The organism is Chitinimonas sp. JJ19, from assembly GCF_036961565.1.
Taxonomy (GTDB): Bacteria; Pseudomonadota; Gammaproteobacteria; order Burkholderiales; family Chitinimonadaceae; genus Chitinimonas.
This window is the reverse complement of sequence record NZ_JBAMDD010000009.1, coordinates 173,492-185,803: the sequence shown is the minus strand read 5'-3', so window position 1 is coordinate 185,803 and position 12,312 is coordinate 173,492. Positions and strand designations below refer to the sequence as shown.

9 protein-coding genes are annotated in these 12,312 nt (G+C 61.7%); 7 read left to right on the top strand and 2 right to left on the bottom strand.

Features of this window, described 5'->3' with window-relative positions:
* The first annotated feature begins 61 nt into the window (after positions 1-61).
* From V7714_RS13150 to msrA, 6 genes are all read left to right on the top strand, one after another.
* A complete protein-coding gene (locus V7714_RS13150) occupies positions 62-1,381 on the top strand; it encodes an MFS transporter (RefSeq protein ID WP_335710143.1) in 1,320 nt (439 codons plus the stop codon).
* A gap of 92 nt (positions 1,382-1,473) precedes the next feature.
* Positions 1,474-2,733: an MFS transporter gene (locus tag V7714_RS13145; protein ID WP_335710142.1), complete on the top strand. Its 1,260-nt coding sequence runs from the start codon at positions 1,474-1,476 to the stop codon at positions 2,731-2,733.
* A 67-nt stretch (positions 2,734-2,800) separates the two neighbouring features.
* Entirely contained in the window at positions 2,801-3,652 is an 852-nt protein-coding gene (locus V7714_RS13140; protein WP_335710141.1) for a DMT family transporter, read from the top strand.
* Between the two features lie 82 nt (positions 3,653-3,734).
* On the top strand, positions 3,735-5,195 hold the full coding sequence (locus V7714_RS13135) for a TldD/PmbA family protein (RefSeq protein WP_284195870.1): 1,461 nt from the start codon (positions 3,735-3,737) through the stop codon (positions 5,193-5,195).
* Entirely contained in the window at positions 5,195-6,514 is a 1,320-nt protein-coding gene (locus V7714_RS13130; RefSeq protein ID WP_335710140.1) for a TldD/PmbA family protein, read from the top strand. The genes V7714_RS13135 and V7714_RS13130 overlap by 1 nt, the downstream gene beginning before the upstream one ends.
* Positions 6,515-6,569: 55 nt before the next feature.
* Positions 6,570-7,103 carry a peptide-methionine (S)-S-oxide reductase MsrA gene (gene msrA / locus V7714_RS13125; protein WP_335710139.1) on the top strand — a complete coding sequence of 178 codons (534 nt, stop codon included), beginning with the start codon at positions 6,570-6,572 and terminating at the stop codon, positions 7,101-7,103.
* Between the two features lie 170 nt (positions 7,104-7,273).
* Here msrA and V7714_RS13120 read toward each other — a convergent pair whose 3' ends face one another.
* Positions 7,274-7,765 carry a hypothetical protein gene (locus V7714_RS13120; protein WP_335710138.1) on the bottom strand — a complete coding sequence of 164 codons (492 nt, stop codon included), beginning with the start codon at positions 7,763-7,765 and terminating at the stop codon, positions 7,274-7,276.
* Between the two features lie 209 nt (positions 7,766-7,974).
* Positions 7,975-10,869, bottom strand: a complete 2,895-nt coding sequence (locus V7714_RS13115) for a VIT domain-containing protein (protein ID WP_335710137.1) — start codon at positions 10,867-10,869, stop codon at positions 7,975-7,977.
* 311 nt (positions 10,870-11,180) lie between these two features.
* Here V7714_RS13115 and fliD point away from each other — a divergent pair, with 311 nt between their 5' ends.
* Positions 11,181-12,146, top strand: coding sequence for a flagellar filament capping protein FliD (fliD, locus tag V7714_RS13110; protein WP_335710136.1), 966 nt, complete (start codon positions 11,181-11,183; stop codon positions 12,144-12,146).
* Positions 12,147-12,312: the final 166 nt, after the last annotated feature.

Here is a 12,312-nt window from a genome sequence, read left to right as displayed (position 1 = left end):
ACAGTCGCCAACCCACATTTCGCATTGCCTGCCATGGCGATGCCGCCTGGATTAAACCCCTATGCTGGATGGATTACGGCAGCGCCTGGATGCGGTTGGCCTGCCTTTTCGAGCATTGCTGCTCAGCGATGCACTGATGCTGCTGGCCATGATGGTGGCGCGCGTAGCGGTGCCCTGGTGGATAGTCCACGAGGGTGGCGCCGGCCATCTGGCGTTGTATGCGGTGGTGCAGGCGGTCGTCGCCTTTGTCTCCATGCCTTTGCTGTCGCCCTTGGGCGACCGCTACAGCAAGCGCTTGCTGATTACCTTGGGTCTGTTGATCTTCGCGGCCGAAGGCGCGGTCATGGCTACCCTGGCTACGCTCGGCATCTACCATCTCTGGCTTGTCATCGTGCTGGAAGCGTTGCCGGTGATCGCCATGTCGCTGATACTGCCCGCATCGCTCAGTATCGCGGCCGACCTGGTGCCGGCCGAACGCTTTGCCGATGCCTTGGCCTTGCAGAAAAGTGCCCAGGCCTTCGGCCGTTTGATCGGGCCGGTGCTGGGTGGCACCGCGCTGGCTGTGTCCGGCACGGCTGCGGCATTGTGGCTGCATTGGGTGATGGTGCTGGCTGCAGCCATGCTGGCTTGGCGTATTCCCAGCATTGCCAGGCACCCGGGAGCAGGAGGCGCCAAGCGCTGGTGGCGGGATTTACGGGCTGGCCTGCGCGCTACCTGGAGCATACCCATAGAGCGAGGTCGCATTGCGATTTCCTTTCTGGTCATGGTCTGCTTTACGCCTGCGGTGGGCATGCTGGTGCCCCTCAAGGTGCAGTCACTGGGCTTGTCGGGCGCCTGGCTGGGGGCCTGTGAGGCGGCTTTGTCGCTAGGCATGCTGGCGGGTGCACTGGGCGTGGCAGCTTGGCTGGCGGACTACCTTGGGCGCTATCGCGCTGCTATCGGCGGCATCATGCTGGAGGGGCTGGCACTGGCTTTAGCTGGATTTACCAACAACCCCTACCTGCTGGTGATCTGCTATGCCGTAACCGGAGTGGGCCTGGCCATGGTCATGCTGGTAGGCCAGACGCATCGCATGCTGGCCATACCCGAGGATTTCCGTGCCCGCATCGTGGCAGTCAGCATGATGGTCATGCAGATCGCCGGCACCCTGGGGCCAGGCTTGGCCGGCATTGCGCTGACATCCATACCGGTGCGCGAGGTCTATGTGGTGTTCGGCCTGGCTGAATTTGTTTTTGCCTTTGGTTATTTCCTGGTACCGCGTTACCGCGAGTTTCTGGCACTGGGCCATGAAGAGGTACGCGGCTGGTATGGGCGGCAGTTTCCCGGTGCTTTCCGGCGGGCCGAATCCGACAGCGATTTACCCATGAGTGGCAAGTCCTAACACCCGAGTCTTCGCTTGTGCAAGCCCTGGGCCAAGGTGCGATGCTGGCGGGTATCGGGAGGGTGGGTATGCTGGCGGCAAACAGACAAAACATGGCGGCATTGGGGAAGCCGTTCCGGCTACTGCTGGTGAGCGAGGTATTGACGGTACTCTCCATGCTGGTGGGCCATATTGCCGTGATGTGGTGGGTGGCAGAGCAAGGCGGCGCCAAGGACCTGGCCATCTATGGGGTGATGATGTCGGTCACCATTTTTGTTGCCATGCCGCTGCTGTCGCCGTTGAGCGATCGTTATCCCAAGCGCATCCTGCTGGGATGTGGATTGACCGTGCTGACGGTCGAGACCCTGCTGTTGTCGCTGCTGGCGCAGTTCTGGCCCTATCAGCTCTGGGTGCTGATACCGCTGGAGATGGTCGCCGTGGTGGCCATCGCGGTCATGCAGCCGGCTGTGATGACGATTACCGCCGAGCTGGTACGCAGTGAGCAGCTCGCCGATGCCCTCAGTCTGCAGAAGAGCGCGCAATCATTGGGGCGCATGCTGGGGCCGGCACTATCAGGCCTGGTGCTGGCATGGTCTGGTGTACAGGCGGCGTTGTGGCTGCATGTGGCGATGTTTGCGGTGGCCACCTGGGCGGCTTTTCGCATCCCGACCGGCAGCTACCAGGCGCCAACACGGCAGCGCCATTGGGGGCGGGAGCTGTTTGCCGGCCTGCGGGCCAAGTGGGTGATACCGGTAGAACGCTATTGGACTGGGCTGGCTTTCCTGACCATGCTGTTCTTTGGCCCGGCCATAGGCATACTGATTCCGCTGCGGGTGCAGTCGTTGTCGCTTTCGCCGGCCTGGCTGGGCGCCTGCGAGGCGGCGCTGTCTGCAGGCATGCTGTTGGGTGCCCTGGTGGTGGCGCGTTGGGCTACCCAGCGCTTTGGCCGCTATCGGGCCGCCGTGGGCGCGTTGATGGGGGAGGGCCTAGCCCTGGGCATGATTGGTGTGCTGGATGTGCGCATTGCCTTGCCACTCTGCTTCTTTGCGACGGGCCTGTGCTTGTCGGTAGTGCAATTGGTGGGTCAGACCCACCGCCTGTTGGCCGTGCCCGAAGATTTCCGTGGGCGCTTCAGTTCCAGCAACCTGATGGTCATCCACCTGGCCGGCACCTTGGGCCCGGCCATGGCTGGTTTGCTGCTATTGCAGCATGGGGTAGCGGAGATCTATCTGGTATTCGGTGCCGGCCTGCTGCTGTTGGCAGCCTGCTATCCCTTGCTGCCTGGCTATCGTGCCTTTCTGTCACTGGATCACGATACGGCGCGCAACTGGTATGGCCGCCAATACCCACAGGCCTTCGAAGCCGGCAAATAGCCATGCACGCTGCCTGGCCGAAGCCATTGCAGGATAGTGCAAGACTGCCGGCACCAAGTCGGCAATCATGATGACTATGCCTACCCTGTCTACCTCCACACTTTGCGCGCTTGCGGCCATCCTGCTCTGGGGTTCGCTTGCTTTGATCTCCGTTCGCCTCTCGAGCGTCCCGCCTTTTCTGCTGGTGGGGGTGGCGCTGTGCATAGGTGGCTTGTGCGGCCTGCCGCGTTGGCGCGACTGGCGCATACCCGGCAAGACTCTGTTGCTGGGCTGCTATGGCCTGTTCGGCTATCACTTCTGCCTGTTTCTGGCATTGCGCTATGCACCGGCGCTGGAGGCCAATCTCATCAACTACCTGTGGCCCCTGCTGATCGTACTGCTCTCACCGCTGATATTGCCCAATATGCGGCTGACTGGTCGGCATGTGCTGGGTGGGCTGCTGGGTTTGTCGGGCTGCGTGCTGATCGTGCTGGGCAAAGGCGTGGTATCGCTTGGCAGCCAGCACCTACTTGGCTACGTGCTGGCGGCCATTGCAGCGGTAATGTGGGCAACCTACTCCTTGCTGACACAGCGCGTACCGCCATTTCCTACCGGGGCGGTGGGGGGCTTTTGCATGGCATCGGGCTTGCTGTCTTTGCTGGCGCATGCGGCATTGGAGCCGGCATACCGGATAGGGGCGGCAGAATGGGCCTGGCTGGGCCTACTGGGCCTGGGCCCCATGGGGGCGGCATTCTTTCTGTGGGACGCCGCGCTGAAGCGGGGCGATGCACGGGCGATCGGTACGCTGGCCTATTTGACGCCACTCTTGTCCACCGGTCTGCTGGCTGCATTCGGCGGTGGCCAATTTGGCTGGCAGGCCGCTGTGGCACTGTGTCTGATACTCGCCGGTGCCTGGCTGGGGAATCGCACTGCGGCATGACTTGAGCGCCCGGTGCCCGGTATGATCTGCCCATTGTTCAACCGTGGGCACCGCAGGTGTCCCGCCTACCGGAACCCTCCTTATGTTCGACACCATGGAACAGCGCTTCCGGGCGCTGAAAACGCGCGCTGATTTTTGCGCCCTGCGCTATGTGGAGGAAGACGGCGAAACGCTGGCCGTGCGCCAAGGCGTAGCCGAGCCGCTGCGTCGCAGGCTGGATCGGGGCGCCATGATTACCGTGCTGCACAAAGGGGGGTACGGCTATGCCGCGACGGCCGATTGCTCCAGTGCCGGCTTGCAGGCTGCATTGGACCGGGCAACTGCCTGGGCAGAGGCCACCGCAGGCCATGCCGTGTACGACTACAGCCAGATACGCCTGCCCAAACCAGAAGGGCGCTACCTGGGGCCGGGTGCCGAACAGGCGCTGGATTGGAATCGCAAGGCCTTGCTGGATCTGCTGCTGGATGAATCTGCCGCTGCCAAGGCTGGCGACGAGCGTATTGTGGACTGGTCTGCCGAACTCTCTCGGCTGGCCGTACGGCAGCGCTATGTGACCATGGGGGGCGGTGCGGTGGAGCAAGCCTTCCAGATGCTGATACCTGGCCTCTCGGTCACGGCCTTTGCCGACGGTGAGTCGCAGACCCGTAGTCTGGGTGGCCAGTATGGCGGCATCTGCCGCCAGGGGGGCATGGAGATCGTGTCCGAGGCTGGCCTGCTGGGCGCTGGGCGCCGAGTGGCGGATGAGGCGCTGGAACTGCTGGCAGCACCTAACTGCCCCAGTGGCACCATGGATCTGCTGCTGATGCCCGAGCAGATGATGCTGCAGATACACGAGAGCATAGGCCACCCGCTGGAACTGGATCGCATACTGGGCGACGAGCGAAATTATGCCGGCACCAGCTTTGTGACCCTCGATATGTTCGGTCACTATCAGTACGGCTCCCCCTTGCTCAACGTTACCTACGACCCGCGCCAGCGCAATGAGTTTGCCGCCTATGGCTGGGACGACGACGGCGCGGTGGCCGACAAGGTCTGGCTGATCGCCGATGGTGTGTTGCAGAAACCGCTGGGGGGCGAGATATCGCAGGCACGCGCCCGCGCTGCCGGTTTTGATATCGGCGGGGTGGCCAATAGCCGCGCCTGCAACTGGAACCGTCCGCCCATAGACCGCATGGCCAATCTCAATATCGAGCCGGGCGACAAGCGCATGGATGAATTGGTGGCTGGCATAGAGCGTGGCGTGCTGATGAACACCAATGTGAGCTGGTCCATCGACGACTCGCGCAATAAGTTCCAGTTCAGCTGCGAGTACGGCAGGCTGATAGAGAACGGTGAACTCAAGGGCGTGGTGAAGAACCCCGGCTATCGCGGGATATCGGCCACCTTCTGGCGATCGCTCAAGGCTGTGGGCAATGCTGCGACCTTCGATGTGATGGGCACGCCTAATTGCGGCAAGGGCGAACCCAACCAGGCTGTGCGTGTAGGCCATGCCTCGCCGGCCTGTGTCTTTGCCGATGTGGATGTATTTGGAGGAGAAGCCTGATGCGGGCGCATTTTTCCCGGCTGGCAGAGCATCTGCGTAGCCAGTTGCAGGCTGGTGAGGCCTTTACCTTGTGGCTATCGGCTGAACGTACCGATTTTGTTCGCTTTAATCACGGCAAGGTAAGGCAGGCAGGCCAGGTGGCGCAGTCCTACCTTGATATCAAGCTGGTACTGGGGGAGAAACACGTCAGCCAGAATCTGTCGCTGGCCGGCAATGACGATGACCTACCCCTGATCGACCGCATTCTGATAGAACTGCGCGCGGCCCTGCAGGATGTGGCAGATGACCCTTATATGCTGCTCAATGCGGTGCCACAGAGCAGCGAGCGACTCGATGCCACGGCGCTGCCACCGAGCGAAACCATGGTGGCGGACATATTAGCCGCTGCGGAGGGCGTGGACCTTGTCGGCATACTGGCTGCAGGCCCTGTGCAATATGGCTTTGCCAATAGCCAGGGCCAGCTCAATTGGCAGGAGACCGTCAGCTGGAACTTCGACTGGAGCCTGTACGCTCATGGCGACAAGGCGGTAAAGCGGGGTTCGGCCGGCAAGGTGTGGTCCAGCGAGCAGCTGCGGATCGAAATCGCCGAAGCGCGTGAGCAATTGGCGCTGCTGAAGCGCCCAGTCAAGACCCTGGCCCCAGGCAGCTACCGCGCCTACTTTACCCCGGCGGCGCTGGCAGAGCTGATGTCCATGCTGAACTGGGGTGGATATTCCGAAAAGCAGCTACGCGCCAAGCGCAGCCCCTTGCTCAAGCTGGCCGATGGCGAACTCAGCTTCTCGCCCATGCTGACGGTAACGGAAGATACCTTGCAAGGGTTGGCGCCGGCATTCCAGGCCGAAGGCTTTATCAAGCCCGACCGCGTGCCGCTGATCAGCGCAGGCAAGTACGCCGGTAGCTTGGTCAGCCCCCGCACCGCCAAGGAATACGGCATCGCAGGCAACGGTGCAGGCGTTTGGGAGAGCAGTGAATCGCTGGACGTGGCGGCGGGCAGCTTGCCTCATCAGGATGTGCTGAAGGCGCTGGGTACGGGGTTGTATGTCTCCAACCTGTGGTACCTGAACTTCTCGGATCGCATGGCTGGCCGTGTCACCGGCATGACACGTTTTGCCACCTTCTGGGTGGAGAACGGCGAAATCGTGGCGCCACTCAATGTCATGCGCTTTGATGATTCGCTTTACCGCCTGCTGGGCAGCGAACTGGAAGCATTGACAGTAGAGCGTGACCTGCTGGCCGACCCCGGCAGCTACGGTGCACGTTCCAGCGCCAGCGCCCGCTTGCCGGGTGCCTTGGTACGTGCGGTGAATCTGGTGCTGTAAGGCGTATCAGCACAGCACGACCAAGTTGCCTCAATCCATTGCCCAGGAGCACAGCATGACACAGCAAATCGCCACTCTGGCCGGAGGGTGCTTCTGGTGCCTGGACGGGGTATTCAGCCGTTTGCGCGGGGTATCGCGCGTGGTGTCGGGCTATATGGGCGGGCATACCGACAACCCCAGCTACAAGCAGATCTGCAATGGCGACACCGGCCACGCCGAAGTCGTGCAAGTGCATTACGACCCATCGCTTATCGGCTATGCCGACCTGCTTGAGGTCTTCTTTGTTATCCACGACCCGACAACCTTGAACCGACAGGGCAATGACGTGGGTACGCAATATCGTTCGGCGATTTTCTACCATGATGCCGAGCAAGAGCAGCAAGCCAGGGCGGCCATTGCAGCCTTGGCTCTCGATGGCGATCTGGCAGGGCCTATTGTCACCGAGGTAGTCCCTGCCACCACCCTGTGGCCGGCTGAGGACTACCATCAAGGGTATTTTGACGCCAACCCCTATCAGCCCTACTGCATGGCGGTAGTGGCGCCCAAGGTGCGCAAGGCGATGGAAAAATTCAAATCACTGACGAAATGAGTAGCGTGAGTTGAATTTTCTAATAGGGCTGGCACCAGTTGCACTGATGTTCTGCATCTACCTTGGAAATTTCGACCACGACAGGGGCGCAGGTTGGCAGGTGCTGGCGGGCTGGCAGGCAGTGAACTGCCGCCGTGGCTGAAGCAAAGGGCGCGTCGGGCGCCCTTTGTTTATTGCTCTATGGGTGGTGGGGCAATCATTGGCCGGGTGGAGAGTGCAGAGTACATACGGCCCAGGGCATAGGGGCGGGCCATGGCGTGGTTGCTGTTGAGTACGCGCAGCAGCAGGCCTTCCTTGGCGTCTTGGGCGACGACCACAGGCTGGCTGATGGTGCGGGTGTCCTTGGACCAGACAACTGGGCCCGTGGTAAGGAGTACGCCGTCGATATACAGGCCGAAACAGCGGTTGATCATTTCCTTGTCGGCCTTGCTGGCCTTGAAGCGCTTGGGGTCAATAACCATTTGCAGCGTTTCGGTTGACCAGGTCAGTACATCGGATTCGCCCAGCACCAGCTTGGGTGGCTTCTGGCCCAGCACCAAGGGATCTTGCTGGCAATTGAGGGCTTCCTTGGGCAGTGGGCTGCCGAAGCGCAGTTGCAGGCGGTCGGCCTGGGCCTGGCTAGCCAGGAGTAGCAGCAAGCAGAGTGGGGCAAGGTATTTCATGTGATTGGGCTTGTCTGTGGTGGTTGTGTGGTCTTGGGCATTACGCCCGAGTAGCTTGCTTCAGCAGTCTTTTGCTATCGCAATGCGGAGCTGCATCCATGGGCTAGCACTTGGCTGCCACGCACTAGCTGCTGACAGCGCCTTTATGAGACCCAGCGCAGCTGAATCCGGCTAGTTGCGACTCTACCCGGAATCAGCTTGATTGTGGCCTATTTGCCGGATTTTGCGGCGACTTCGAATTCGCCCACAAACACGGTTTCGCTTTCTCCCTTGAGCCTCAGGGTAATCATCTGCTCTTTGGCGCTAGCCTTGCCAAAGCCCGTGGTGAGCTTGAGCTGCAGCGTGGTTTCGCCGCTCAGCACCTGTTGCCGCTGGCCATAGAAATTGGCTTCTATCTTGTATTTTCCCGGCTTCGCTTGCTTCAGCGAGAACTCCTCGGGCCCATAGCCGCCGGTAAAGTCGCGTGACATGCGCCCGCCCTGGTAGGTCAGCCGGTGGGCGTAGTAGCATTTCTCGCCATTGGGGTCGGTGACCCACAGATCCATATCGCTGTTATCCGCATCCCAGGTCAGCACGGCTCGGATGTCGAGCGGCAGGTTGCGTAGCAGCCTGCCATCTATCTGGCGGGTGTCGAGCTTGGTGGGCGCATTGGCCACGATGGCGTTGAGTTCGGCCAGGGCGATCAGTTCCACCTCGGCAAAGCGGTCGTCCCAGGGGCGGGTAATTACTTCATAGAGGGTATCGATGGCGTCCTGATGGCGTTGTTGTGCGGCGTAGGCCAGACCCAGGTCGCGGAAGGACTGCGGTTCCTCCTCGGCCATCTGGCGTACGCGCTCGAACACCGGCACGGCGAGCTCTGGCGCACCGGCCTGTAGCAGACGGTAGCCCAGTATGCGCAGCACCTGGCGGTTCTCCAGGTCCATTTCAGCGAGGTTGGAGAGTATGCGCAACGCCAGGTCGCGCTGGCCTTTGTCCAGAAAGATATCAGCGGCATCCAGATAGAAGGCGCTGCTATTGAGGTAGCTGGGTTTTTCGTCCAGGTAGATCTGGTAACGTTGCTCGCTGGTGGCGGCGCGTAGCCGGCGGGCATAGGGGGCATTGGCCTGCCAGGGTTTGAGCGCAATGCTGATATGGGCTGGCGTGGCGCCATCGTCATCGGCCACAGCGCTCACGGCTTTGCTGCGCGCTGCCATGGCGGGTGCGGGCGCGGGCATGGGGGCTGCGGCTGCCATGGGCGGCGCACCGGCCATCTCGGCGGCCATGCCGGCCGTGCCCATTTCTGCTTCCGCCTGGCGCTTTGCCGGCTTGGGCCGTGGCGGCTTGCCTTTGGGCCAGGCTTGCTCCCACCAACTGATTTTCTCCTGGAACTCCCGCACTACGTCCTCCAACTGCCTGGTGCGGGCTTGCACCCGCATGCGCACCAGGCCTGCACGGATTTTCTCGAAGCGGGGCAGGTAGTCTGCCGGCGGCGTGATGTCATAGCGGGCGTAGTCGTCCACATTGTCGAGTACCAGCAACGAGGTTTCGGCGGTGACCAGGCTGAAGCGCTTGCCCAGGCGGGTGATTTCGCCGCGATTCAGTTGTGGCTCGGCTCCCAGTTGGGCAATGCGGTAGCGTGCCCACAGGCTGGCTGCATGGGGGTGATCGGGGGCGTCGGTACGCAGTGCGATGCGTTGCTCGCTTGCCTGGCCGTTGAGCAGGAGCTTGATGCGCAAGGTGTCATTGGCGCTGCGCAGGCGGCCGGCGATGCGCAGCAGGCCGTCCTCGGCATAGGGCGAGGCGGCCACCAATTGCTCGGCGCTGTCGGCGGCCAGGCCGACGATGCGGGCTTCGTCGTTCAGCAGTTTTTTTGCGGCCAGCGGTACATCCTGCGCGCTGCCAAGCTGGATGGCGCGGCCGCCATACAGGCTGGCCAGGGCGCCGAGACGGGTGCTATCACCGCCGTTGCTGCTGTCTATGGCATAGAGCCGTTGGTGGCTGCCCAGCTTGGGAAAGCTGCCACTGCCATAGTTGGCCAGGCCGTCGGAAAACAGCAGGTACTCGGCCGTGCCGGGGTGGGGATGCCAGCCATCCAGTGCGGTTGCACCGTCATATTGGGTGGCTTGCAGCGCGCTGCGCAGGGCTTCCCAGTTGCCGTTGACGATGCGGAAATGCTGTACTGCTTCGGCACGGTCACGCAGGCGCACCAGACGTACCTCGCCATTGCCCATGGCGGCAAAGTAGCGATCCAGCAGGGCAAGTTCGGCAGCATGTTGCCGGCGGGCGCCAGAACTGGAGCTATCCCATAGCAGGCCTATCTGTCTTGGCAGTGCGCGCGGTGTGGCGGTATCGGCAACAGGCAGTTCGGCCACAAAGAAGTGTTCGCCATCGAATGACTGGCGGTAGACCGTGGGCGCGGCAGCGGTTGGCCATTGCAACTGCAACTGACCACGGGGGGTAAAGTTGTCACGGTCAAGTACGGCGCTATAGCCCTGCGCACTGGGCTTGAACTGCAATTGGGTCAGCGCGCCTTGCAGGCTGGGTGCCTGGCGGCTGGGCAGATCGATGGCCAGGTGGAAATCGGCTACCGCGTTGAAATGGTCCAGCGGCAGGCGGTAGCTGTATTGCTGGCCGTCGCGGGGGATGGATTCGCTGATGCGTATCTGCACCCGCCGCTCGCCCTGGGCGGGGATGGGGTAGATGCGCAGGCGGAAGAAATTCCCGGCGGTGGATTCCAATAGCGCGGGATCAACTTGGCGGCGCTCTATGGAGTCGAAGACCTCGCGCCCTTTGGCTTTTTCTACCGGTACGGCTGGCCGCATGGCGCCGTCTATATCCAGCGCAAAGCCGGCGATCTGTTGGTGCGGCAGCAGTGGGAACTGCAGATTTCCTTCCAACTGCCTGCCATTGGGGTTGTGGAAGGTCATATCCAGGGTGGTCTCGGCCTGGCTACCGGCAACGCGGACACGGACGTCGAGCTGCTTTAGCTGAATCGGTACTTCGTTGGCACGGGTGCCGCTGATGAAGGGCTGCGGCATGGGCAGATTGATGACCGGCGGTGTGGCGGCCAGCAGCAGGGTGGTGGCCAGACCGGCCAGGCAAGCGCGCCAGAGTGCGTGTGACATATTGCTTCCTTAGGATGAGCGGCGTTGCTGGGTTAAACGGTGCTGCTGGGGTAAACGGGTTAACCGTGGGTGACCAAAATTTGGGGTATTTTCTTTTTGCCCATCAAGCCCGTGGCGGGGGGCAGGTAGTGGCGCCGAAGGCGAGCGGCCTGCTCAAGTTATGGCATAAATGGACGATGGCAGGTCTTGCGGCTAGCTAAGGGAGATAGACAGCCACACGGCTAGGCTTCTAACACTGGATTAACGTACTGTTTTGGCTTGATTATTGCTTAAATATTTGCGGGGGCGTGCAAGTTGACGCAGGAGGCAATATGGCGATCAAAGGTATAGAAGCGGGCGGTTTCAACTACGCCCAGTTGAACAAGGCTGTGGCCGATAGCAAGGTGGCGAATACGGCACATGAGGATTTTGCGGTCAAGCTGGCCAGTTTCAAGGCACAGGCCATGGGGGCGCTGCTGGGATCGGTTGGCGGCAATGGCGAGCAGGGTGGGGGGCTGGATGGCGTATTTGGCACCCAGGGTAGCAGCACCGGCCTGGATGCCATTCTGTCGCCCAGCCACTTGACGGCGAAATCACAGGTCGGCAGCCTGAACCCGGCTGGGTACAACATGGCCCTGTTCGACCCGCAGGCCGGCTACAACATGATGAGCCTGATCAACAACCGCGAAGTAAGCTACAAGGCCCAGTATGAGGGGCTAAGCCGCCTGCAGCCTGCTGTGACACGGATGCAGCAGTTGGGCACCAGCCTGGGGGGGATGACAACCGAGACGGCGCCTGCTGACATCAAGGCCCAGTTGCAGGGCTTTGTGGCGCAGTACAACAGCTGGATCAAGGATTTTGCGGTAGACATGCAGCCCGGTGGTGCCCTGGCCGACAGCAGTGCGGCCAAGGTGACGCGGCATGAGCTGGAGCAGAACCTGACCAGCCCTTTCAATGGCGCGGTTCATGGCGTGCAGGGCATGCGTGCGCTAGGGGTGACCATAGACCCGGTCAGTCATATGGCTAGCCTGGATGCTGCCACGCTGGATGCTGTGCTGGCTGAAAAGCCGCTGGGCGTCGTGGCGACGGTGCGTGAATTTGCTGGCAACTTTGCCAAGTCGGCCGAACTGCTCAACCAGGCGGATAACTTTATCCCACGGCAACTGGACAACCTGAGCCGGGCACTGGCCTATATCGGCGCCAACAAGAGCGCCTGGCAGGCGGAGTTTGGTATGGGCGATGCCGCCAAACCACTGACCACGCAGGTGGCCCAGGCCTTGGCGGCGTATAAGGCTTAGAGCCTGTTCACGATCTTTTCACCCCGTCGCTGGACCGGAAAAGGGTTAGGTACAAGGCGGGCGACGCAGGCAATAACGGGTTATTACCAAGGAGTCCAACGCAGTACATGACCCTTTTCCGATCCAGCCCTGCGGGTTCCGGGCATTGCCGGCAGCGACCGGCGTT

What these genes read in the sequence shown, in the direction of transcription:
- V7714_RS13115 (WP_335710137.1), bottom strand. Translation starts at nt 10,869, where the DNA reads ATGTCACACGCACTCTGGCGCGCTTGCCTGGCCGGTCTGGCCACCACC.
- V7714_RS13130 (WP_335710140.1), top strand. Translation starts at nt 5,195, where the DNA reads ATGCGGGCGCATTTTTCCCGGCTGGCAGAGCATCTGCGTAGCCAGTTG.
- V7714_RS13135 (WP_284195870.1), top strand. Translation starts at nt 3,735, where the DNA reads ATGTTCGACACCATGGAACAGCGCTTCCGGGCGCTGAAAACGCGCGCT.
- fliD (WP_335710136.1), top strand. Translation starts at nt 11,181, where the DNA reads ATGGCGATCAAAGGTATAGAAGCGGGCGGTTTCAACTACGCCCAGTTG.
- V7714_RS13150 (WP_335710143.1), top strand. Translation starts at nt 62, where the DNA reads ATGCTGGATGGATTACGGCAGCGCCTGGATGCGGTTGGCCTGCCTTTT.
- msrA (WP_335710139.1), top strand. Translation starts at nt 6,570, where the DNA reads ATGACACAGCAAATCGCCACTCTGGCCGGAGGGTGCTTCTGGTGCCTG.
- V7714_RS13145 (WP_335710142.1), top strand. Translation starts at nt 1,474, where the DNA reads ATGGCGGCATTGGGGAAGCCGTTCCGGCTACTGCTGGTGAGCGAGGTA.
- V7714_RS13140 (WP_335710141.1), top strand. Translation starts at nt 2,801, where the DNA reads ATGATGACTATGCCTACCCTGTCTACCTCCACACTTTGCGCGCTTGCG.
- V7714_RS13120 (WP_335710138.1), bottom strand. Translation starts at nt 7,765, where the DNA reads ATGAAATACCTTGCCCCACTCTGCTTGCTGCTACTCCTGGCTAGCCAG.